The 22,362-nt window shown below is 66.3% G+C and carries 19 protein-coding genes; 18 read left to right on the forward strand and 1 reads right to left on the reverse strand.

Annotated features, from left to right (window positions below; translation table 11 throughout):
- Positions 1-198, reverse strand: a 198-nt coding sequence (locus tag BDW41_RS23685) for a hypothetical protein (protein WP_233496846.1), incomplete at its 3' end; no start/stop codon positions are given.
- A 164-nt stretch (positions 199-362) separates the two neighbouring features.
- On the opposite strand from BDW41_RS23685, the gene BDW41_RS11380 reads away from it, so the two are divergent.
- The 18 genes from BDW41_RS11380 (at position 363) to BDW41_RS11465 (ending at position 22,302) form a co-directional block, all read left to right on the forward strand.
- Entirely contained in the window at positions 363-1,634 is a 1,272-nt protein-coding gene (locus BDW41_RS11380) for an efflux RND transporter periplasmic adaptor subunit (RefSeq protein WP_074547921.1), read from the forward strand.
- Between the two features lie 106 nt (positions 1,635-1,740).
- Complete coding sequence (locus BDW41_RS11385; RefSeq protein WP_074547920.1) at positions 1,741-2,463, forward strand: ABC transporter ATP-binding protein; 723 nt, start codon at positions 1,741-1,743, stop codon at positions 2,461-2,463.
- A gap of 59 nt (positions 2,464-2,522) precedes the next feature.
- Positions 2,523-3,836, forward strand: a complete 1,314-nt coding sequence (locus BDW41_RS11390) for an ABC transporter permease (protein ID WP_074547919.1) — start codon at positions 2,523-2,525, stop codon at positions 3,834-3,836.
- A 13-nt stretch (positions 3,837-3,849) separates the two neighbouring features.
- Entirely contained in the window at positions 3,850-5,079 is a 1,230-nt protein-coding gene (locus tag BDW41_RS11395) for an FtsX-like permease family protein (protein WP_074548040.1), read from the forward strand.
- Between the two features lie 68 nt (positions 5,080-5,147).
- Positions 5,148-6,461, forward strand: a complete 1,314-nt coding sequence (locus BDW41_RS11400) for an ABC transporter permease (RefSeq protein ID WP_074548038.1) — start codon at positions 5,148-5,150, stop codon at positions 6,459-6,461.
- Between the two features lie 11 nt (positions 6,462-6,472).
- Positions 6,473-7,702: an ABC transporter permease gene (locus BDW41_RS11405; protein WP_074547918.1), complete on the forward strand. Its 1,230-nt coding sequence runs from the start codon at positions 6,473-6,475 to the stop codon at positions 7,700-7,702.
- A gap of 31 nt (positions 7,703-7,733) precedes the next feature.
- A complete protein-coding gene (locus BDW41_RS11410; RefSeq protein WP_074547917.1) occupies positions 7,734-9,038 on the forward strand; it encodes an ABC transporter permease in 1,305 nt (434 codons plus the stop codon).
- A gap of 12 nt (positions 9,039-9,050) precedes the next feature.
- Positions 9,051-10,274, forward strand: coding sequence for an FtsX-like permease family protein (locus BDW41_RS11415; protein ID WP_074547916.1), 1,224 nt, complete (start codon positions 9,051-9,053; stop codon positions 10,272-10,274).
- Positions 10,275-10,294: 20 nt separating this feature from the next.
- On the forward strand, positions 10,295-11,617 hold the full coding sequence (locus BDW41_RS11420; protein ID WP_074547915.1) for an ABC transporter permease: 1,323 nt from the start codon (positions 10,295-10,297) through the stop codon (positions 11,615-11,617).
- A gap of 8 nt (positions 11,618-11,625) precedes the next feature.
- A complete protein-coding gene (locus BDW41_RS11425) occupies positions 11,626-12,837 on the forward strand; it encodes an FtsX-like permease family protein (RefSeq protein ID WP_074547914.1) in 1,212 nt (403 codons plus the stop codon).
- A gap of 80 nt (positions 12,838-12,917) precedes the next feature.
- Positions 12,918-14,249, forward strand: coding sequence for an ABC transporter permease (locus tag BDW41_RS11430; protein ID WP_074547913.1), 1,332 nt, complete (start codon positions 12,918-12,920; stop codon positions 14,247-14,249).
- A gap of 10 nt (positions 14,250-14,259) precedes the next feature.
- Positions 14,260-15,510, forward strand: coding sequence for an FtsX-like permease family protein (locus tag BDW41_RS11435; protein WP_074547912.1), 1,251 nt, complete (start codon positions 14,260-14,262; stop codon positions 15,508-15,510).
- Positions 15,511-15,721: 211 nt separating this feature from the next.
- Positions 15,722-17,533: a DUF885 family protein gene (locus BDW41_RS11440; RefSeq protein ID WP_074547911.1), complete on the forward strand. Its 1,812-nt coding sequence runs from the start codon at positions 15,722-15,724 to the stop codon at positions 17,531-17,533.
- A 166-nt stretch (positions 17,534-17,699) separates the two neighbouring features.
- A complete protein-coding gene (locus BDW41_RS11445; protein WP_074547910.1) occupies positions 17,700-19,037 on the forward strand; it encodes a sigma-54 dependent transcriptional regulator in 1,338 nt (445 codons plus the stop codon).
- Between the two features lie 57 nt (positions 19,038-19,094).
- Positions 19,095-19,403 carry a hypothetical protein gene (locus BDW41_RS11450; protein ID WP_146217340.1) on the forward strand — a complete coding sequence of 103 codons (309 nt, stop codon included), beginning with the start codon at positions 19,095-19,097 and terminating at the stop codon, positions 19,401-19,403.
- Between the two features lie 28 nt (positions 19,404-19,431).
- Entirely contained in the window at positions 19,432-20,811 is a 1,380-nt protein-coding gene (locus tag BDW41_RS11455) for an ATP-binding protein (protein ID WP_074547908.1), read from the forward strand.
- A gap of 83 nt (positions 20,812-20,894) precedes the next feature.
- Complete coding sequence (locus BDW41_RS11460; protein ID WP_074547907.1) at positions 20,895-21,848, forward strand: SPFH domain-containing protein; 954 nt, start codon at positions 20,895-20,897, stop codon at positions 21,846-21,848.
- A gap of 7 nt (positions 21,849-21,855) precedes the next feature.
- Positions 21,856-22,302 carry an NfeD family protein gene (locus tag BDW41_RS11465; RefSeq protein WP_074547906.1) on the forward strand — a complete coding sequence of 149 codons (447 nt, stop codon included), beginning with the start codon at positions 21,856-21,858 and terminating at the stop codon, positions 22,300-22,302.
- Positions 22,303-22,362: the final 60 nt, after the last annotated feature.

Raw genomic sequence — 22,362 nt, forward strand, 5'->3', positions numbered from 1 at the left:
AGCCAGAGCCAGAGCCAGAGCCAGAGCCAGAGCCAGAGCCAGAGCCAGAGCCAGAGCCAGAGCCAGAGCCAGAGCCAGAGCCAGAGCCAGAGCCAGAGCCAAAGCCAAAGCCAAAGCCAAAGCCAAAGCCAAAGCCAAAGCCAAAGCCAAAGCGGTGGATGGGGCGTAGGCGTCGGGTCTGCCTTGCCAAGTGTCCACGGACGCTTGTCCGTCTGTCCGTGGCAGTGTCCGCGGACAGCCGTCCTCGGCGGCGGCTTATCTCAAGTGGCTGAAAAATAGGGGGTAAATAGGGATTTCCGGGTTGGCACGCGGATTGCTGACGTAGGTCAGGGGCCGCATTGTCCGCGGCCAGGGACCCATCGATGATTCGCGATACCTCCGCACAAGACCGCCTGGTCGAGGTCAAACCCAATCGCAAGCGCCGGGCCGTGCTGATCGGCAGCGGCGTGGCCGTGCTCGCGTTGCTGGCGTTGTTCGGTCCGCGTATTGGACGGCTGTTCTCGGCTGATGCCTCGGTCAGCAGTTCGCGCCTGGCGTTTGCCACGGTGGAGCGCGGGCCCTTCGTCCGCGATATCGCCGCCGAGGGCAAGGTGGTGGCGGCGGTCAGTCCCACGCTTTATGCCACCTATGGCGGCGCCGTGACGCTGAAGGTGCATGCGGGCGATGCGGTGAAGAAGGGGCAGGTGCTCGCCGTGGTCGACAGCCCGGAGCTGACCAACAAGCTCGCGCAGGAACAGAGTGCTGCCGATGCCATGCAGGTGGACTACCTGCGTGCGCAGATCGATGCGCGCAAGACGCGCGGCGAGCTGCAGAAGGCCTACGACAACGCCAACATCGACGAACAGGGCGCGCAGCGCGACCTGGCGCGTTATCAGAAAGCGTTCTCGCAGGGCGCCGTGCCCAGCATGGACGTGGACAAGGCCAAGGACACGCTGGAGAAGATGCGCATCACGCTGGAGCACGCCAAGGCGGATCTGGCCACCAACACCGACAGCCTCAATTTCGACATCCAGTCCAAGAAGCTCGCGCACGAGCGCCAGCTGCTGCTGGTGAAGGACCTGCAGCGCCAGGTCGAAGACCTCAACGTGAAGTCGCCGGTGGACGGCCAGGTCGGCCAGCTGTTCATCGCCGAGCGCGCCACCGTCGCCAAGGACGCGCAACTGCTCAGCGTGATCGATCTCTCCGCGCTGGAAGTGGAGATGAAGGTGCCAGAAAGCTTCGCGCGTGATCTGGGCATCGGCATGACCGGCGAGATCAGCGGCAACGGCAGCACCTGGAAGGGCCTGGTCAGCGCCATCTCGCCCGAAGTGGTGAATGGCGAAGTCTCCGCCCGCCTGCGCTTCGACGGCGCCACGCCCAAGCAGCTGCGCCAGAACCAGCGCCTGTCCGTGCGCATCCTGCTGGACAAGCGCGACAACGTGCTCACCGTGCAGCGCGGCTCCTTCGTGGACGAATCGGGCGGCAGCTACGCCTACCTCGTGCGCGACGGCGTGGCGGAGAAGCACACCATCCGCGTCGGCGCGAGCAGCATCGACAAGGTGGAGATCCTTGATGGCCTGAAGGAAGGCGACAACATCGTGATCTCCGGTACCGACAGCTTCAAGGGCGCCCAGCGCGTCGCGATCTCCAACTAAACCGGGAATAGGGAATGGGGAGTAGGGAATAGCAAAAGCCACGGGCCGCGCTCTTCCTATTCCCTATTCTCGATTCCCTATTCCCTGGCGAACAAAGGACACAACCATGCTCAAGATGACCCATCTGTCCAAGGTCTACCGCACCGAAGTGGTGGAGACCTATGCGCTGCGCGATTTCAACATCAACGTGAACGAAGGCGAGTTCGTGGCCGTGACCGGTCCCTCCGGCTCGGGCAAGACCACCTTCCTCACCATCGCCGGCCTGCTCGAAACCTTCACTGGCGGCCAGTACCACCTCGATGGCGTGGAGGTGAGCAACCTCAACGACAACGAGCGCTCGCGTATCCGCAACGAGAAGATCGGCTTCATCTTCCAGGCGTTCAATCTCATTCCCGACCTCAACGTGTTCGACAACGTGGAAGTGCCGCTGCGCTATCGCGGCATGAAGGCGGCCGAGCGCAAGGAGCGCATCATGAACTCGCTGGAACGCGTGGGCCTGGCTTCGCGCGCCAAGCACTATCCGGCGGAACTCTCAGGCGGCCAGCAGCAGCGCGTCGCCATCGCCCGCGCACTCGCCGGTTCGCCGCGCCTGCTGCTGGCGGACGAACCCACCGGCAACCTCGACACGCAGATGGCCCGCGGCGTGATGGAACTTCTGGAAGAGATCCATCGCGAAGGCGCCACCATCGTCATGGTGACGCACGATCCGGAACTGGCCGCGCGCGCGCAGCGCAACGTGCACATCATCGACGGCCAGGTGGTGGATCTGGCGGAAGACCCGCGCTTCCACCATGCCGTGCATGCCGCGCGCGCCAACTCGCCGGCCTGAACCACGCCACCGATGCCTCCCGCGCGTGCGGGAGGCGGCTCCCTCCTCGAAGGACCGCCATGTTCGCCTACTACCTCCAGCTTGGCTTGCGCAGTCTCAGGAAAAACCCGCTGTTGACCCTGCTGATGGTGTTGGCGATCGGCTGTGGCGTGGCCGCGTCGATGACCACCTACTCGGTGTTCCGCGCGACGTCCAACAATCCCATCCCGGACAAGTCCTCGCAGCTGTACGTGCCGCAGATCGACAACTGGGGCCCGGACGCCAGCAAGGACAACAAGGGCGAGCCGCCGAACGCGATGACCTACACCGACGCCATCAACCTGATGCGCGACAAGCGCGCGAAGCGGCAGACGGCGCTGTACCCGGCGGCGATCTCCATCGTGCCGACCGACCCGTCCATGCTGCCGTTCCGCGAAACCAGCTACGCCTGGTATGCCGATGCGTTCGCCATGTTCGACATTCCCTTCCTCTACGGCCACGCCTGGACGGCCGACGAGGACGAGTCGCACGCGGCCGTGGCGGTGATCGGCAAGGCGCTCAACGACAAGCTGTTCAACGGCGCCAACAGCGTGGGCAAGAACGTCAGCATCAACGGCCGCGACTATCGCATCGTCGGCGTGGCCGACAAGTGGAACCCCGAGCCGGTGTTCTACGACGTCATCAACACCAACGGTTTCGATGACCCCATCGAGGTGTTCATCCCCTTCACGCGCGCCGTGGAGCTCCAGACCAACACCAATGGCAACAACAACTGCAGCCACGACCCGGGCAAGGGCTGGGATTCGTGGATCCGTTCGGAATGCGTCTGGCTGGGTTTTTGGGCGGAGCTGCCGACCACCTCCGAAGCCGATGCGTATCGCGCCTACCTCAATGGCTACGCCGCCGAGCAGCAGCGCGCCGGTCGGTTCCGTTGGGCGCCGAACACTCGGCTGCGCAACGTCACCGAATGGCTGGACTACCAGAAGGTGGTGCCGCAGGAAGCCAAGGTATCGCTGATGGTGTCGCTGGGTTTCCTGCTGATCTGCCTGGTGAACACGGTGGGCCTGCTGCTGGCGAAGTTCATGCGCCGCTCCTCGGAGATCGGCGTGCGCCGGGCGCTGGGTGCGCCGCGCAAGGAGATCTACCTGCAGTTCCTGATCGAGGCCGCGGCCGTGGGCCTGGCCGGCGGCGTGGTCGGCCTGCTGCTCACGGGCCTGGGCGTGATGGGCGTGTCGCTGGTGTTCGAGCCGGATGTCGCCAGGCTCGCCAAGCTCGATGTGTCCCTGGTGCTGTTGACCATGCTGGTGGCTGTGTTGACCACGGTGCTGGCGGCCTTCTATCCCACGTGGCGTGCCGCGCAGGTGCAGCCGGCGTGGCAGCTCAAATCCAACTGAGGCGACGACGATGATGCACATCAAGCCCATTCTCGCCGCGCTCAAGCGGCACAAGGCCGGCACCATCCTGATCGCGCTGCAGATCGCGTTGACCCTGGCCATCGTGTGCAATGCGATCTTCATCATCCACCAGCGCCTGGAACGCGTGCAGCGGCCCACCGGCATGGTGGAAACCGACCTGATGGCCATCCACAGCGCGTTCGTCGGCATGGGAGACAACCAGGGCGGGCCGCTGATCAAGGCCGATCTGCAGGCCCTGCGCCAGCTGCCGGGCGTGCAGGATGCCGTGTCGCTCAATTCCTATCCCCTGCGTGGCGGTGGCTGGTCCACCGGCGTGCGCACCGACGTGGACGCGAAGGATTCCAAGGCGCATACCACGCAGTACTTCGGCGACGATCACGTGCTGTCGACCATGGCCGTGCGCCTGGTCGCCGGGCGCAACTTCCGTTCGGACGAAGTCGTGGAAGCCGATCCGCGCTCGGTGCCGGATCCTTCCATGGTCATCGTGAGCAAGGCGCTGGCCGACAAGCTGTATCCGGACGGCTCCGCGCTGGGCAAGCCGATCTACATCGGCGACACCAAGAAGCCGACCACCATCATCGGCATCGTGGAACGCTTGGGCGTGCCCTGGAACGCCATGTGGTCCGACGATTTCTACGAGAACTCGTTGATCCTGCCGGTCCAGCTCACCAGTCCATACACCAGCTACCTGATCCGCGCCAAGCCGGGCCAGCTGGCCGAGGTGATGAAGGCGGCACCGGCCGCGCTGGTGAAGGTGAACCGCCTGCGCGTGATCCCGAGCGAACGCGGCGTGCGCACCTTTGCGCAGATACGCGACGACGCCTACAAGGGCGACAGGGGCATGGCGATCCTGATGAGCGTGGTGTGCCTGGTGCTGCTGGGCGTCACGGCGGCGGGCATCGTGGGCCTTACCAGTTTCTGGGTGGGCCAGCGGCGCAAGCAGATCGGCGTGCGGCGCGCGCTGGGCGCGACCAAGCGCGACATCCTGAGCTATTTCCTCACGGAGAACCTGTTGATCGGCGTGGCCGGCGTGGCGATCGGCGCGCTGCTCGCCATCGGCATGAACCTGTGGCTGGTCACGCAGTTCGAGATGGCGCGGCTGTCGCTGGTGTACGTGCTGGTGGGCGTGGTCGCCTTGCTGCTGCTGGGGCAGGGCGCGGTGCTCGCGCCGGCGCTGCGTGCGTCGCGCGTGTCCCCGGTGGAAGCCACGCGCTCGGTGTGACCGGGCGCGGGATAGAGAAGCAAGCGTAGTGCGGTGTGTGTGAGCGGAAAGAGGTGTTCATGAGCGGCATGTTTGTCCACAACCTGCGACTGGGCGCGGCAAGCCTTCGGCGCAACGTCCTGCTGACGGCATTAATGATCATGTCGATCGGCTTCGGCGTCGCGGCGTCGATGGTGACCTTCGCCGTGTTCCGCGCGGTATCGGGTGATCCGATACCGCAGAAGTCGTCGACGTTGTTCGTGCCGCTGATCGACAACCGCGGGCCGCAGTACAACCGCCACGGCGAGCCGCCGTCCGCGCTGACCTACACCGACGCCATGGCCTTGATGCGCGCGCACAAGGCGGTGCGGCAGACGATGTTGTTCCCGGTGGGCCTCTCGGTCATGCCGGACGACCCGCACCGCATGCCGTTCAAGGCCGTGGGCTATGCCACCTACAGCGACTTCTTCGGCATGTTCGACGTACCGTTCCAGTACGGCGGCGCCTGGGACAACGATCAGGACGAATCGCGCGAGGCGGTGATCGTGATCAGCCGCGCGCTCAACCAGAAGCTGTTCGGTGGCGAGAACAGCGTGGGCCGGCGCATCACCCTGGACGACCGCCAGTTCCGCATCGTGGGCGTCACCGACATGTGGGATCCGAAGCCGCGCTTCTTCGACATCTTCGACGGCAACCTCTACGCCGATCCGTCGCAGATCTATATCCCCTTCACCTATGCGATCGGCCAGCGCATCGACACCTACGGCAACAACAACTGCGGCAGCGACGGCAAGCGCGGCGATAGCTGGGACGGCTGGCTGCACGGCGAATGCGTGTGGATCAGCCCGTGGGTGGAGCTGCAGGACGCCGCGCAGGTGCAGGCGTACCGGCAGTTCCTCGACGGCTATGCGCGCGAGCAGCGCGAGGCCGGCCGCTTCAACTGGGCGCCGAACAATCGCCTGCGCGACGTGCGCCAGTGGCTGGACTACCAGCATGCCGTGCCGCCGGAAAGCCGCATTTCGCTGTCGCTGGCGCTGGGCTTCCTGGTGATCTGCCTGGTCAACACCATCGGCCTGCTGCTGGCCAAGTTCATGCGCCGCGCGCCGGAGATCGGCGTGCGTCGCGCGCTGGGCGCGTCGCGCGCGGACATCTACCGCCAGTTCCTGGCCGAGGCGGCCATGGTCGGCGTGGCCGGCGGCGTGCTCGGCCTGGTGCTGACGGCGGTGGGCATGCTGGGTCTGGGCATGGTGTTCGAACCGCAGATCGCGCGCCTCGCGCATCTGGATGTTTCGCTGGTGCTGCTGACCTTGCTGGTGGCGATTTCCGCCACGGTGTTCGCGGCGTTCTATCCCACCTGGCGGGCGGCGCAAGTGCAGCCGGCCTGGCAGCTCAAGTCCAATTGAGGGGATAGCCCATGCAGATCAAGCCGATTCTCTCCGCGCTGCGCCGCCACAAGGCCGGCACCTTCCTGATCGCCATGCAGATCGCGCTCACGCTGGCCATCGTCTGCAACGCGCTGTTCATCATCCACCAGCGCGTGGCGCACCTGTCCGAGCCCACCGGCATCGACGAGGCCAACATCTTCATCGTCAAGAACGAGTGGGTCGGCGCGCCCGATTCCGCGCGGGTGGACGCGATGATGCGCGCGGACCTGCAGACGCTGCGACAGGTGCCGGGCGTGCAGGACGCGACGCCGAGCAATTCGTATCCGTTGCGCGGCAGCGGCTGGGACGACGGCGTCAAGCTCAAGCCGGACCAGCTGCAGGACAGCTCGGGCTCGACCATCTACTTTGCCGACGAGCACTTCATCGACACGCTGGGCCTGAAGCTGATCGCGGGCCGCAATTTCCGCGCCGACGAAATCGGCCACATGGACATGCGCTACAAGCTCGCGCCGCCGGTGGTGATCATCACCCGCGCCCTGGCCGACAAGCTCTTTCCGGGCGGCCAGGCGGTGGGCAAGACCATCTACCTGATCGGCGGCCCCGCCACCGTGGTGGGCGTGGTCGACCTGCTGCAGGCGCAGAGCGTGGAACGCTGGGCGTCGGACTTCGCGTACCGCTCCGTGATCATTCCCGAGCGGCTGACCCTGTCGCTGGGCTCGTTCTACATCGTACGCGCGCGGCCGGGGCAGCTGGACGCCGCCATGCGCGCGGCGGGCAAGGCCTTGTTCGCGCAGAACCCGCGACGCGTGATCGCCGACGACGACGGCCTCCTCAGTTTCAGCGAGGTGCGTTCGCGCGCGTACGAAAGCGATCGCGGCATGGCGATCCTGATGGGCGTGATCAGCATCGTGCTGCTGGCGGTCACCGCGGCGGGCATCGTGGGCCTCACCAGTTTCTGGGTGGGCCAGCGCCGCCGGCAGATCGGCGTGCGGCGCGCGCTGGGCGCGACGCGGCAGGACATCCTGCATTACTTCATGACCGAAAACCTGCTGATCAGCTGCGCCGGCGTGCTGGTGGGCACCGTGCTCGCCATCGCCATGAACCTGTGGATGGTCACGCGGTTCGAGATGCATCGCCTGTCGCTGTCCTATCTGGTGACGGGCGTGGTGATCCTGTTGTTGCTGGGGCAGGGCGCGGTGCTCGCGCCGGCGCTGCGCGCATCGCGCGTGCCGCCGGTGGAAGCGACGCGATCGGTGTGACGGCGGGACCGAATTCATAAAGGGGACGACCATGTTCGGCTATTACCTCGACCTGGCGCTGCGCAGCCTGAGGCGCAACAAGATACTCACCGCGCTGATGGTGCTGGCCATCGCGCTGGGCATCGGCGCCAGCATGACCACGCTGACGGTGCTCCACGTGCTGTCGGGCGACCCGCTGCCCGGCAGCAGCGCCACGCTGTTCTATCCGCAGGTGGATCCGCGCGACATGGACGGCTACGAGGAAGGCAAGCGCCCGCCGGACCAGGTGACCTGGACGGACGGCAACAACCTGCTACACGCCAAGCGCGCGGACCGCCAGGCCCTGATGACCGGCGGCGCGGTGCCGGTACAGCCGGCGCAGTCGAACATCGACCCGTTCTTCAGCGATGCGCGCTACACCACGGCCGACTTCTTCCCGATGTTCAAGGTGCCGTTTCTTTATGGCCGTCCGTGGACCGAGGCGGAGGACAACGGCCGCGCCCGCGTGGTGGTCATCAGCCGCAAGCTCAACGAGAAGCTGTTCGGCGGAAAGGACAGCACCGGCCAGACCCTGCGCATGAAGGACACGGCTTTCCAGGTGATCGGCGTGCTGGACGAGTGGAAGCCGACGCCGCGCTTCTACGACATCTATATGCAAAGCTACGGCTCGGTGGAGGATGTCTTCGTTCCGCTGAGTAGCTCGCGCGACGCGCACCTGGAGCATGCTGGCTCCACCGATTGCTGGGGAACGGGCGGTGGCGACGGCGAGCATGCGGAGACCTCGCCCTGCACCTGGCTGCAGTTCTGGGTGCAGCTCGACGGCGCGGACAAGGTGGCCGCGTATCACGACTTCCTGGTGCATTACTCGCAGGAGCAGAAGGCGCTGGGGCGCTTCCAGCGTCCGGTGAACGTGGCCTTGCCTGGCCTGATGCAATGGATGGACATCAACAAGGTGGTGCCGGGCGACGTACGGCTGCAGACGTGGCTGGCGCTGGGTTTCCTGCTGGTCTGCCTGGTCAACACGGTGGGCCTGATGCTGGCGAAGTTCCTGCGCCGCGCCGGCGAGCTGGGCGTGCGCCGCGCGCTGGGCGCCTCGCGGCGCGAGGTGTTCACCCAGTTGCTGGTGGAGTCGGGCGTGATCGGCCTGGCGGGCGGGCTGTTCGGCCTGCTGCTGGCCTTTGTCGGCCTGTGGCTGGTGCGCAAGCAGCCCTCCGACTATGCCTCGCTCGCGCACATGAGCCTGGGCATGTTGCTGGTCACCTTTGTCCTGGCCGTGGGCGCCACCCTGCTTGCCGGCCTGCTGCCCGCCTGGCGCGCCTGCCAGATCACACCCGCGCTGCAACTGAAGAGCCAGTAAGGAGCCTCTTCCATGGACATCCTGCCCATTCTCTCGACGCTGCGCCGCCACAAGACCACGGCCTTTCTGGTCATCGCGGAAATCGCGCTGACCTGCGCCATCGTGTGCAACGCGGTATTCATCATCAACCAGCGCATCGAGCGCATCCACATGCAGAGCGGCGTGGACGAGCAGCGCCTGCTGCACATCGCGCTCACCAACATCGGCGTGACCAAGGACGACAAGGCGCGCCGCGACGAGGATCTCGCCGCGCTGCGCCAGATATCCGGCGTGGTCGCGGTGGCCTCGGTGAACGAGGTGCCGTTCGGCAATTCCTCCTCCAACGGCAGCATCAAGCTCGATCCCAAGCAGCGCCTGGCCACGCTCAACGCCACGGACTACTTCGGCGAGAACGTGACGCAGACGCTGGGTACGCAGCTGATCGCGGGCCGGGAACTGCAGCCGGCCGACTACATGGACATGGATCAGGTGGTCAACGCGGCGACCGCGAAGGAAGCCAAGGGCGTTCCGCATGTCGTCGTGATCACGCAGAACATGGCCGAGCGGCTGTGGCCAGGCCAGCCCGCGCTGGGCAAGCAGCTCTACATGGCCGATTACGCGTTCACCGTGGTGGGCGTGGTCAAGGAACTGATCCGGCCGTCCATCTGGGACGATTCGGCCAAGAGCTACTCGATGGTGATGCCCGTGCGCGTGGCCAACAACGAGTACATCGTGCGCGTGGACGACCCGAAGAACCGCGAGCGCGTGCTGCAGGCGGCGGTGGCCAGGCTCAAGGAGATCAACCCGCACCGCATCGTGCTCAAGCAGCATCTGCTGAGCAACATGCGTGAGGACTTCTTCCAGAACGATCGCGCCATGGCCGGCCTGCTGGTGGGCGTGTGCGTCGCCTTGCTGGTCGTCACCGCGCTGGGCATCGTGGGCCTGGGCAGCTTCTGGGTGGCGCAGCGTCGCCGGCAGATCGGCGTGCGCCGTGCGCTGGGCGCCACGCGCGCGAACATCCTTCGTTATTTCCAGACGGAGAACTTCCTGCTGGCGACCATCGGCATCGCCGTGGGCATGGTGCTGGCGTATGGCATCAACCTGATGCTGATGGTGCATTACGAGCTGCCGCGCCTGCCCGGCATCTATTTCCCGGTGGGCGCCGTGCTGCTGTGGATCATCGGCCAGCTGGCGGTGCTCGGGCCCGCCATGCGGGCGGCGGCAGTGCCGCCGGTGGTTGCCACGCGCTCGGTCTGAGCCACGCCGAGGACAAGGGAATGTTCGGTTACTACCTCGATCTCGCCGTCCACAGCCTGCGCCGGAACAAGGTGCTCACGGCGCTGATGGTGCTCGCCATCGCCGTGGGCATCGGGGCCAGCATGACCACGCTCACCGTGGTGCATCTGCTGTCGGGCGATCCGCTGCCGGGACGCAGCCATACCATTTTCTATCCGCAGGTGGATGCGAGTCCGAAGGGCAAGGACAGCGACGAACCATTGGACATGCTCGACTACCGTTCGGCCGTCGATCTGTGGAGCGCGAGACGCGCCGATCGCCAGGCCTTGCTGGTGCAGAGCCAGGTGCGCTTGAACACGGCGGATGCCGGCAAGCCTGCCGTGATGACGATGATGCTTTCGGCGACGACGGATTTCTTCACCATGTTCGACGTGCCGTTCCGCTATGGCGGCCCATGGAGCGAACAGGACGACGCATCCCGCGCGCGCTTGGCGGTGATCAGCGACGACCTCAACCAGAAGCTTTTCGCCGGCGGGAACAGCGTGGGTCGCACCCTGCGCTTGCGCGACAGTGACGTGCGCATCGTCGGCGTGCTCAAGCCATGGCGGCCGTCGCCGCAGTTCTACGCGGTGCGCGGTGGCCGTTTCGCGGCGGGCGACACCAGCGACTTCTATGCCAGGCCGGAAGACGTGATCACGCCGTTCTTCACCGGGCTGGACATCAACGACGGCAATTTCCAGCAGTTCACCTGCTGGCACATGCCGGCGCGTCCCGGACACCTGCAAGACGCGCCTTGCGTGTGGGTCGCGTTGTGGGTGCAGATCAAGGATGCCGCGCAGGTTGCCGCCTATCGGCGCTTCGTGGCGGATTATGCGGCACAGCAGCAGGCGATAGGCCGCTTTACCCATGCAGGCAACACGCGCTTGCGCGACTTGATGGGTTGGTTGGACTTCAACGGCGTGCTGCCCGGCAACGTGCGCCTGCAGGCCTGGCTGGCGGTGGCGTTCCTCGTCATTTGCCTGGTGAACATGGTGGGGCTCCTGCTTGCGAAATTCCTGCGGCGCAGCGGCGAGATCGGCCTGCGCCGCGCACTCGGCGCCAGCCGCGCGGCGGTGTTCGCGCAGTACATGGTGGAATCGGGCCTGATCGGATTGATCGGCGGCGCTTTCGGCTGGCTGCTTACCCTGGTCGGCCTGTGGCTGATCCGGCAGCAACCGGTCGCCTATGCGGATCTGGTTCGCCTGGATGTGCCGATGTTCCTGCTCACTTTCGTTGCCGCGATCGGCGCCAGCCTGTTGGCCGGAATGCTTCCGGCGGTGCGCGCGTGCCGGGTGGTGCCGGCATGGCAGCTCAAGACCTTGTGAGGTCGACGATGACGAATTTCGCTCCCATCCTTTCCGCCCTGCGGCGCCACCGTCTGGCGACCGCGCTGATCGCCATGGAAATCGCGCTGGCGTGCGCGGTGCTGTGCAACGCCTGTTTCCTTATCGCGGAACAGTTGCGCCTGCTGCACATCACGAGCGGCGTGGATGAATCCTCACTGGCGGTGATCAGCCTGGACTGCGACGGATGCAAGGGCGCCGACCTCAATGCACGCGTGACTGCTGCGCTGCGCGCCGTGCCTGGCGTGGAGTCGGTGGCGGTGGTCAACGCCGTGCCGTTCGCGCAACCGGCCGGCTATGCCGGCATCAGCCTGGACCGCGAGCACTTCATCGCCGTGCCGCACTTCTACGCCGGCGGCCCGGGCTCGGTGGAAACGCTTGGGCTGCAACGAGTGAGCGGGCGCGCGTTCCAGGCGGACGATTTCCAGATCGCCGAGAACTGGCTTCCGCTGAACACGTCGGTATGGATCACGCGCGCGTTCGCCGAACGCCTGTGGCCGGGACAGGATCCCTTGGGCAAGGAATTCTGGTCAGACAAGTACCACTTTCGCGTGGTCGGCGTGATGGCGCACCTGACGCCTCCCGATCCTGGTGGCGGTCATGGCGACAGTGGCGGTGAGTGGTCCGTGTTCGTGCCGGTGATTCCCGGTGAGTCGCTCCATGGCGTCTACGCGGTGCGCGCAAGCCCGGCCGCGTTGTCACGCGTGCTGCGCGATGCGCGCGACGTGGTCCAGAAGGCCGCGCCGGAGGCGGTGCTCGATCTGCAACAGAGCCGCACGGTGCCGGAGCTTCGCGCGGATTTTTATCGCCAGACGCGCGTCATGGTCGGCATGCTCGCCGGCGTCATCGTCGCCCTGCTGCTGGTCACCGCGCTGGGCATCGTCGGTCTCGCCAGTTTCTGGGTGCAGCAGCGGCGCAAGCAGATCGGCATCCGCCGTGCGATGGGCGCCACGCGAGGAGACATCCTGCATTACTTCCAGGCGGAGAACTTCCTGATCGTGAGTGCGGGCATCGGTATCGGCATGGTGATGACGTTCGCGCTCAACCTGGTATTGATGAAGTTCTACGAAGTGCCGCGCCTGCCGGCCTATTACCTGCCGTTGGGCGCACTGGTGTTGTGGGGCTTGGGCCAGTTGTCGGTACTGGCGCCGGCCTTGCGCGCCGCCAGCGTGCCGCCGGTGGTGGCGACGCGCTCGGTCTGATCGACGGAAAAAAACGGGGGAGGGCGGCGCTCGATAGCGCAGTCCGTGGACAAGCGATACACGCAACAGGGAAGGAACGCATGCGTTACAACCTGACGTTGGCCTGGCATGGATTGAAGCGGTATCCACGCAGCACAGTGCTGGCGGTGATCACGGTGGCCATGGGCGTGGCCGCCACCATGACGACGCTGGCGCTGCTGCACCAGCTCACGGCCGATCCGTTGCCGGGACGCAGCGGCCATCTGTATCTGGCATGGGTGGACACGGTGCGGGCCAAGCCGCAGCAGAGCCAGTCGCTCAACGACATCACCGTGCAGAACTATCACCGCATCAAGTGGGACGATGCGCAGGCCTTGCTGCATGACCATCGCGCCATCTGGCAAGCGCCGATGGCGAGCGTATTCACCGAGATCAGGGGCGAAGGCGATCAGGCGAAGAAGCATCGCAACTACGTGCTCGCCACCACCAGCGAGTTCATGCCGATGTTCGGCGTGGCCTTGCGCAGCGGGCGCGGATGGACCGCCGCGGAAGACCAGACGCACGCGCCGGTGGCCGTGATCGACAGCGAGATGGCGCAGACGCTGTATGGCACGGCCGACGCCGTCGGACGCGAATTGAGGCTTGGGCACGGCGTGTTCCGCGTCATTGGCGTGAGCGCACCGTTCTCGCTGCAGCCGCACTTCTATGACCTTGCGGCCTTCAGCTTCGGCGATCAACGCCGCGACCAGGTATTCGCACCGGTATCGGCCTTGCTGGACGCCGGCGTGGACCTGGCAGGCAGCGATGCCTGCGACGAGGATGGCCCCAAGAAGACCACGCTGTTCGAGACGGACGCCGCGCATTGTTCGTCGCTCAGCTATTGGGTAAGCCTGCCGGACAGCAAGGCCGCTTCCGATTTTCATGACTACCTGCAGCACTACGTGCAGAACCAGCAAGCGCTGGCGGGCTATGGCAAGACCTCGCGCGCGGAGCTCACCGGCGTGGGCGCATGGTTGAGCCGGCAGAACGTGGTGCCCGACAACGTGCGGCTCAATGCGTGGCTGGCAGGTTCGTTTCTGCTGCTGTGCATGGCCAACGTCGCCGGGTTGCTGGCGGCGCGTTTCCTGCGTCGCGGCGCGGAGATCGGCATACGCCGCGCGCTGGGCGCACCACGCGCCGCGATCTTCCAGCAGCACGTGTTCGAGGCGGTGCTGATCTGCCTGCTGGGCGGCGTGCTCGCCCTGCCGCTCACGCTGTTCGGCCCGTGGACGCTGCGCCTGCAGGACAGCGGCTTCACCGACCTTGCCCACCTCGACCCGGCCATGTTCGCGGCCTTGTTCGCGCTGGCGCTTGCAGTGGGCGTGATCACCGGATGGTTGCCGGCGTGGCGCGCCTCGCGCGTGGAGCCGGGTCTTCAGGTCAAGAGCGCATAAGGAGAATGCGATGTCGCTTGCCGTGATGCTCAAGGTCTTGCGTCGCCATGCGTTGATGCCCGCGCTGGTGCTGCTGCAGGTGGCGCTGGCGTGCGCCATTCTCTGCAACGTGCTGTTCCTCGTCTGGCAGCGCGTGCAGCCGATGGTGGCGCCCAGCGGCCTGGCGGAGGACGAGCTGGTGCTGGTCGACCAGATCACCTCGCGCGTGCGTCCATGGACAGGGGCCGACGTACGTGCCGGCCAGCTGGCGCTGAGCCGTACGCCTGGCGTTCGTTATGCCTCTGCGGCGCTGGGGCTGCCGATGATCGGCACCATGATGGTCGACTACACCCTGCAGTCGCCCCGCGGCGTCAAGGTCGGCGTGAACGGCTACTTCGGCGAAGGCCTGGTGAAGTCGCTGGGACTGCAACTGGTGGCCGGCCGTGATTTCCTGCCTTCGGAATACCAAGAGTTCGGCGTCAATCAGCCGTCCAGCGGCGTTCCGGACACCGGTTCGACCGAGTCCATCATCATCACTGAGTCGCTGGCGAAGCAGCTGTTCGGCGACCAGCCCGCAGTGGGGCAGATCCTGCAGGTGCCCGACGAGCCCGATGGGCATGGCTACCAGGTGGTGGGCGTGGTACGCCACCTGATGCGCAACCAGCTGGCCCTGGCGACGGACGGGCGTGCGGACAACACCATGCTGACTGCCAGACGTGTGGGGGATACCGCGATGGTGGGCTATGCGGTGCGCATCGATCCCGCCATGCGCGAGGTCGCCTTGCGCGGCATTCGAGCGGCCATCAACGAGGCGTTCGGCCCACTCTTGAGCGAAGACATACCGGTGAAGATCACCACCTACGCCGAACGACGCCACGACGCGCTACGCGGCGCACGCGCGGCCCTTTGGCTGTTCGCCGGCGTGACGATGGCGGTGATCGTGGTGACGGCCATCGGCATCATGGGCCTCACCGGGTTCTGGGTGCAGCGCCGCACGCGGCAGATCGGCATCCAGCGGGCGCTGGGCGCGCGGCGTTCGCAGGTGCTGCGCTACTTCATGGTGGAGAACCTGCTTATCGCCGGCGCCGGCGTGCTGGTCGGCATGGCGCTGGCCTATGTCGCCAACGGCGTGCTCATGCGCCACTACGAGCTTCCCCGGCTGCCGTGGAGCTATCTCCCTATCGGCGGCGCGCTGGTGCTGCTGCTGGGCCAGCTGGCGGCGTGGTCGCCGGCCCGGCGGGCGGCGGCGGTGCCGCCGGTGGTCGCCACCCGGTCGCTCTAGGGCCTGTTAGCACTATTCGCGTAGCCCGCGTTGCTTGCCCGTGGTCAGCGGGTGGTAGTGCGTGGTGCTGGCCTGGCTGGCTGCCAGGTCAAGCCGCGCGCTGCCGATAGTGCTAACAGACCCTAGCTGAACGTGTGCCCGTGCGCTTCGGCACGGGCGTGCGGGCGGCGGGTGTGCAGAATAGGCGTCATCTCAACCGGAGGGAGAACCCATGAAGATCGGACCGCGAATGCTGTTGGCGGGCGTGATGATGTCGGCGGCGTGCGTCGCTGGGGCGCAGTCCGCCGCCACGGACGTACCCACCCGCGTGAAGGCGCTCAACGCCCTGCTGGCCGAGCAGTGGCAGCACACGCTGGAAACGCAGCCGGAATTCGCCACGATCCTGGGCGACCTGCGCTACAACGACCGCTGGTCGGATGCCTCGCCGGCCTTCGCCGAGCGCGAATACGCCGCGGACAAGGCGTTCCTCAAGCGCTTCCAGGCCATCGACACCACCGGTTTTTCGGAAGAGGACAAGCTCAACCAGCAGCTGATGGTGCGCAGGCTCACCGATGCGCTGAAGGCGCACGAGCTGAAGCTCGACGAGATGCCGCTGGAACAGATGAGCGGCGTGCACCTGCAGCTGGCCGGCTTCGTCAGCTCCATTCCGTTCGACAACACCAAGGAATACGACGACTACCTCAAGCGCCTGCAGAACGTGCCGACGCTGCTGGACCAGGCCACCGAAAACGCGCGTCTGGGCCTGAAGAACGGCATGATGCCGCCCAAGTACCTGCTCGAGAAAGTCGCCACGCAGATCGACAGCATCGGCACGCCGGCCGGCATGGACAACGTGTTCGCCGAGCCGCTGAAGCGCTTCCCCAAGACGGTGTCGGCGGCCGACCAGAAGCGCCTGCACGACGCCATCCTCGCCGCCATCGACCAGAAGGTGCGTCCGGCCTACCAGAAGCTGGGCGCGTTCGTGAAGAACGACTACGCCCCGCATGGCCGCAGCGAACCGGGCGTGTGGCAGCTGCCCAACGGCGATGCCATCTACGCCTTCCAAGTGGAGCAGATGACCACCACCAAGGAAAGCCCGGAGCGCATCCATGAGATCGGCCTGTCCGAGGTCAAGCGCATTGAAGGCGAGATGACCGAGATCGCCAAGCAGCAGGGCTTCAAGGACCTGGCGAGCTTCCGCGAATCGCTCAAGACCAACCCGAAGGTGCATGCCACTTCGCGCGAGGACATCCTCAACCGCTATCGCAACTACCTGGCCGGCATGCAGCCGGAGTTGCCCAAGCTGTTCGGCCTGCTGCCCAAGACCAAGGTGGAAGTGGTGCCGGTGGAGCCGTTCCGCGAGAAGGAAGCCGCCGCCGCCGAATACCACCAGGGCACGCCGGATGGCTCGCGTCCGGGCCAGATCTTCGTCAACACCGGCGACTTCCAGAACCGCAGCGTGCTGACCATCGAGTCGACCGCCTATCACGAAGGCATCCCAGGCCATCACATGCAGATCTCCATCGCGCAGACGCTCAAGGGCCTGCCGCCGTTCCGCCAGCAGGCGGGCTACAACGCCTACATCGAAGGCTGGGCGCTGTATGCGGAGCAGCTTGGCCACGAGCTGGGCTTCTACAAGGATCCGCTGTCGTACTACGGCCATCTCTCCGACGAGCTGCTGCGCGCCGACCGTCTCGTGCTGGACACGGGCGTGCACTACAAGCACTGGACGCGCCAGCAGATGGTGGATTTCTTCCACGCGCATTCCAGCGAGGACGAGCCGGACGTGCAGGCCGAAACCGACCGCTACATCACCTGGCCGGGCCAGGCGCTGGCGTACAAGATGGGCCAGCTGAAGATCCTGGAGCTGCGTGCGCGCGCCAAGAAGGAGCTGGGCGACAAGTTCGACATCCGCGCCTTCCACGATGAAATCCTCGATGGCGGCGCGCTGCCGCTGGATGTGCTCGAAGCGCGTACCGATGCATGGATCGCCGCGGTGAAGGCCGGCAAGGCGCCGGCGCATCCGGTGCCGCAGAAGGGTTGACGCAAGGCGGGCCTGCCCGGAGGAACCGGGCGGGCCCGCAGATACCGGCTTTGTCCCGGCCCGTGCCGGGGCAAAGCCGTCGCCGCCTTAGTTGGCGACAAACCGAAACGATTCATGCAACCTTTTGGCGTGGAGCCGCATCCACGTCTACATGTGCAAGCGACGAATGCGAACCGTACTGATCATCGACGACAACCCGGCCGTGGGCGAGGCGCTTTCGCTCGCGCTCTCCCTGCATGAGATTCGCCCGCTGACCGCGCTGACGCCCGAACAGGGCTTGGCCATGCTCGAAACGGAGCGGGTGGACGTGGTGATCCAGGACATGAACTTCACCGCCGACACCACCTCGGGCGAGGAGGGCATCGCGCTGTTCCGCGACATCCGCCAGCGCCACACCGACTTGCCGGTGATCCTGCTCACCGCGTGGACGCACCTGGAAACCGCAGTGGAACTGGTGAAGGCCGGCGCGGCGGACTATCTCGCCAAGCCCTGGGACGACAACAAGCTGCTGGCGACGGTGGAAAACCTGCTGGAGCTTTCGGAATCCACGCGCGAAGTCACCCGTGCCCGCAACGAGCGCCGCAAGCGCCGTGAAGACCTGCAGCGCCGCTACGACCTCAACGGCATCGTGTTCGCCTCCGAGGCGATGGCGCGCACGCTGGACCTGGCCTGCCAGGTCGCGCGCTCGGACGTGCCCGTGCTGATCACCGGCCCCAACGGCGCCGGCAAGGAGCGCATCGCCGCCATCGTGCACGCCAACTCCGGCGTGAAGCGCGGCCCGTTCGTGGCGGTGAACTGCGGCGCACTGCCGGGCGAGCTGATCGAGGCCGAACTGTTCGGCGCGGAAGCAGGTGCGTACACCGGCGCCAACAAGGCGCGCGAAGGCCGCTTCGAATTGGCTGACGGCGGCACACTGTTCCTCGACGAGATCGGCAACCTGCCGTTGTCGGGCCAGGTGAAGCTGCTGCGCGTGCTGGAAACCGGCCAGTTCGAGCGCCTGGGTTCGGGCCGCACGCGCCATGTGAAGGTGCGCGTGCTGAGCGCCACCAATGCGGACCTGAAGGCGATGATCCGCGCGGGCACGTTCCGCGAGGATCTGTATTACCGCCTCAATGTCATCGAGGTGAACCTGCCGCCGCTGTCCGACCGCGTGGACGACATCCTGCCGCTGGCGGACTTCTTCCTCGATGGCCGCGCCGAACTCACCGACGCCGCGCGCGACGCGCTGCTGGCCTACCAGTGGCCCGGCAACGTGCGCGAACTGAAGAACGCCATCGAACGCGCCGCGCTGCTGGCGGCCGATGGCCGCATCACGCCGGAGCAACTCAACCTGCCGCAGCTGGCCGTGGCGGGCGCGCGCAACCTGGACGAGCCCAGCCGCGAGACGGTGGAGGCGGCCCTGGACAAGGCCGGCGGCGTGGTCAGCCGCGCCGCGCAGTCGCTGGGCCTGTCGCGCCAGGCCTTGTATCGCCGCATGGAGCGCTACGGGCTGGCGCAGGCGTAAGCGTTGCCCTTGCCGCGATGGCCGAGGATGATGAGGGGAGGGTCGATGGAGTTCGCCATGCGCTATCGCTACCTGTGTCTCGTCACCGCGCTGCTGTGCGCCAGCGCCGCCGCGCAGAGCGTTGCGCCGGCCTCGCCCAGCGACCGCTGGGGCAAGCTCCCGCCCGCTGCGGCGAGCACCGCGGCCAGCGGTTATCGCGACACGCTCAGCACCGCCGCCAGCGATGCGCAGCGTTTCAATTTCCGCAACGGTCCCGCCAAGGACACGGCGCCGCCCGACCAGACGCCGATCCGCGTGATCATCAACAACGGCCGCGGGCCGCACATCAATTGCGCACCAATGGGGCCGGGTGCGGCGTGTCACTGACGGCCATCGTTCGCAAGGGAGAGGACTGATGCGGCTGGGCTTGCGTACGCTCGAGTCGCGCATGGTGATGCTGCTGGGGTTTGCCGGCATCGCGGGTGCGCTCATCTATGCCGGTGTGACGCAGTGGCCGTTGCCGCAGGTGCTGGTGTGGATGCGCCAGGTGGGTATCAACCTCGGCACGCCGGCGCACTTCGGTTTCTACGGCGGCATGATCGTGTCGATGGCGTTCCTGCTGCCGCTGTCGCTGTGGCTCGGCCATCGCGTGACCGCGCCCATCACCAAGCTGTTGCGCGCGCTCGAAGGCGCCGTGGCGAGCTACCGCGACGGCGACTTCAGTTTCTCCATCGCGGCCACGCGCCGCGACGAACTGGGCGAGCTGATCCGCATGCACAACGCGCTGGGCCAGACCCTGCGCGAGCAGCGCCAGAACCTGGCCCAGCGCGAACTGCTGCTGGACACGGTGGTGCAGAACACGCCCGTCGCACTCGTGCTTACCGATGCGAGCGGCCGCGTGACCTACGCCAACATCGCTTCGCGGCACCTTTTCAACGAAGGGCGCACCCTGCATGGCCTGGATTTCGCGGAGCTGCTCAGCGACAGCCCGGAAGCCCTGCGCCGCGCGGTGGAAAGCGGCGAAGACGCCTTGCTCACCGTGGAGATGGACGGCGGCGAGGAGACCTTCCACCTGTCGCAGCGCAGCTTCCGCCTGCAAGGTCGCCCGCATCGCCTGCAGCTGTTCCGGCGCATGACGCGCGAACTGTCGCGGCAGGAAGTGGCCACGTGGAAACGCGTGATCCGCGTGATCAGCCACGAGCTCAACAATTCGCTGGCGCCGATTTCCTCGCTCGCCCATTCGGGCGCGGAACTGGCGCGCCGTGGCGATACCACGCGCCTGCCGGGCGTGTTCGCCACCATCGGCGAGCGCGCGCGGCACCTGCACGGCTTCATCGCCGGCTACGCCAGTTTCGCCAAGCTGCCGGCGCCGCAGCTGGCATCCATCGAATGGAAGCCGTTCCTGGACAGCCTGGCGCTGCACTGCAAGTTCACCCTGGCCAGCGCCTTGCCCGAGCAGCCCGGCTGGTTCGACGCGGCGCAGATCGAGCAGGTGCTGATCAACCTGGTGAAGAACGCGCACGAATCGGGCAGCCCCGATGACGGCGTATCGCTGTCGCTGATGGTGATCGGCCGCGACGTGCGCATCGAAGTGGCCGACCGCGGCCCGGGCATGAGCGAGACCGTGCTGGCCCAGGCCCTGCTGCCGTTCTACTCCACCAAGCGTTCCGGCACCGGCCTCGGCCTGGCGCTGGCGCGCGAGATCGTGGAGGCCCACGGCGGCCGCATCGCGCTCGCCAACCGCGAGGAGGGCGGCCTGCGGGTCAGCCTGCTGCTGCCGCTGGGGCCAAGATAACTCGCGTAATCGGCGCCCCACCTGTTGGATGCTCCGGGCTCGCCTATACTCGATCCCATCTTCATGGAATGGGAAGGCAGGCAATGGGCTCGCTATTTGCTCTGGTAGTGATCGTGGTTGCGGTGATCGTGCTCGCCAAGCTGGTGCGCATCGTGCCGCAGGGTTACGAATGGACAGTGGAACGTTTCGGCCGCTATACGCGCACGCTCACGCCGGGCCTGCATTTCCTGATTCCCTTCATCTACAGCATCGGCCGCAAGATGAACATGATGGAGCAGGTGCTGGATGTGCCTTCGCAAGACGTCATCACCAAGGACAACGCGGTGGTGCGCGTGGATGGCGTGGTGTTCTACCAAGTGCTGGACGCGGCCAAGGCCGCCTATGAAGTGGCCAACCTGGAGCAGGCGGCGCTTGCCCTGGTCATGACCAACATCCGCACGGTGCTGGGCTCGATGGACCTGGACGAATCGCTCAGCCAGCGCGACGCCATCAACGCCAAGCTGCTCACCGTGGTGGACGAGGCCACGCATCCGTGGGGCGTCAAGGTCAACCGCATCGAGATCAAGGACATCGCGCCGCCGCGCGACCTGGTCGATTCGATGGCGCGGCAGATGAAGGCCGAGCGCGAGAAGCGCGCGAACATCCTGGAAGCGGAGGGTTTCCGCCAGGCCGCCGTGCTGAAGGCCGACGGCGAAAAGCAATCCGCTATCCTCGCTGCGGAAGGCAAGAAGGAAGCCGCGTTCCGCGAGGCCGAGGCGCGCATCCGCCTGGCCGAGGCAGAGGCCGAAGCGACCAAGATGGTGTCCGAGGCCATCGCCAACGGCAACGTCAATGCGCTCAATTACTTCGTCGCGAACAAGTACGTCGAAGCGCTGAAGGAAATGGCGCATTCGCCCAACCAGAAGACCTTGCTGCTGCCGGTGGAAGCCACCGGCATCCTCGGTTCGCTGGCCGGCATCGCTGAACTGGCGAAGGATTCGCTGAGCCAGCAGCAGGCGACCAACACCAACCGCCGCACGCCACCGTCGCTGGGCTGAACCGGGCATGGAACAGATCGCGCTGCATTACCTGTGGTGGATCCTGGCGCTGGTGCTGATCGCCGTCGAGGTGATCTTGCCCGGCTACTTCATGCTGTGGATCGGCATCGCTGCCGGCGTCACCGGCGTGGTGGTGCTGGCCGCGCCGGACATGTCGTTGCTGGCGCAGGCGCTGGTGTTCGCGGTGCTCGCGTTTCTCTCGTGCGCGGCGTACTGGTACGGACTGCGTCCGCGCCTGATGCGCGACGAGCCGGGCAGTGCGCTGCTCAACCGGCGCGGCGAGCAGAAGATCGGCCAGCGCTACGTGCTGGCCGAACCCATCGTGCATGGCCGCGGCAAGGCCAAGGTGGGCGACAGCCTGTGGCTGGTGCGCGGGCCGGACCTGCCGGCCGGCAGCATGGTGGAAGTAGTGGGCGTGGATGGAACGACGCTGGTGGTGAGGGCGGCGGAGTAGTTCTTGCCCTCACCTGTGTTGACGCGGCACGACAGCACGCACCGCAGCGATGAGGCTGGA

Source organism: Dyella sp. AtDHG13 (assembly GCF_003201105.1).
Taxonomy (GTDB): Bacteria; Pseudomonadota; Gammaproteobacteria; order Xanthomonadales; family Rhodanobacteraceae; genus Dyella; species Dyella jiangningensis_B.

What these genes read in the sequence shown, in the direction of transcription:
- BDW41_RS11380 (WP_074547921.1), top strand. Translation starts at nt 363, where the DNA reads ATGATTCGCGATACCTCCGCACAAGACCGCCTGGTCGAGGTCAAACCC.
- BDW41_RS11385 (WP_074547920.1), top strand. Translation starts at nt 1,741, where the DNA reads ATGCTCAAGATGACCCATCTGTCCAAGGTCTACCGCACCGAAGTGGTG.
- BDW41_RS11390 (WP_074547919.1), top strand. Translation starts at nt 2,523, where the DNA reads ATGTTCGCCTACTACCTCCAGCTTGGCTTGCGCAGTCTCAGGAAAAAC.
- BDW41_RS11395 (WP_074548040.1), top strand. Translation starts at nt 3,850, where the DNA reads ATGCACATCAAGCCCATTCTCGCCGCGCTCAAGCGGCACAAGGCCGGC.
- BDW41_RS11400 (WP_074548038.1), top strand. Translation starts at nt 5,148, where the DNA reads ATGTTTGTCCACAACCTGCGACTGGGCGCGGCAAGCCTTCGGCGCAAC.
- BDW41_RS11405 (WP_074547918.1), top strand. Translation starts at nt 6,473, where the DNA reads ATGCAGATCAAGCCGATTCTCTCCGCGCTGCGCCGCCACAAGGCCGGC.
- BDW41_RS11410 (WP_074547917.1), top strand. Translation starts at nt 7,734, where the DNA reads ATGTTCGGCTATTACCTCGACCTGGCGCTGCGCAGCCTGAGGCGCAAC.
- BDW41_RS11415 (WP_074547916.1), top strand. Translation starts at nt 9,051, where the DNA reads ATGGACATCCTGCCCATTCTCTCGACGCTGCGCCGCCACAAGACCACG.
- BDW41_RS11420 (WP_074547915.1), top strand. Translation starts at nt 10,295, where the DNA reads ATGTTCGGTTACTACCTCGATCTCGCCGTCCACAGCCTGCGCCGGAAC.
- BDW41_RS11425 (WP_074547914.1), top strand. Translation starts at nt 11,626, where the DNA reads ATGACGAATTTCGCTCCCATCCTTTCCGCCCTGCGGCGCCACCGTCTG.
- BDW41_RS11430 (WP_074547913.1), top strand. Translation starts at nt 12,918, where the DNA reads ATGCGTTACAACCTGACGTTGGCCTGGCATGGATTGAAGCGGTATCCA.
- BDW41_RS11435 (WP_074547912.1), top strand. Translation starts at nt 14,260, where the DNA reads ATGTCGCTTGCCGTGATGCTCAAGGTCTTGCGTCGCCATGCGTTGATG.
- BDW41_RS11440 (WP_074547911.1), top strand. Translation starts at nt 15,722, where the DNA reads ATGAAGATCGGACCGCGAATGCTGTTGGCGGGCGTGATGATGTCGGCG.
- BDW41_RS11445 (WP_074547910.1), top strand. Translation starts at nt 17,700, where the DNA reads ATGCGAACCGTACTGATCATCGACGACAACCCGGCCGTGGGCGAGGCG.
- BDW41_RS11450 (WP_146217340.1), top strand. Translation starts at nt 19,095, where the DNA reads ATGCGCTATCGCTACCTGTGTCTCGTCACCGCGCTGCTGTGCGCCAGC.
- BDW41_RS11455 (WP_074547908.1), top strand. Translation starts at nt 19,432, where the DNA reads ATGCGGCTGGGCTTGCGTACGCTCGAGTCGCGCATGGTGATGCTGCTG.
- BDW41_RS11460 (WP_074547907.1), top strand. Translation starts at nt 20,895, where the DNA reads ATGGGCTCGCTATTTGCTCTGGTAGTGATCGTGGTTGCGGTGATCGTG.
- BDW41_RS11465 (WP_074547906.1), top strand. Translation starts at nt 21,856, where the DNA reads ATGGAACAGATCGCGCTGCATTACCTGTGGTGGATCCTGGCGCTGGTG.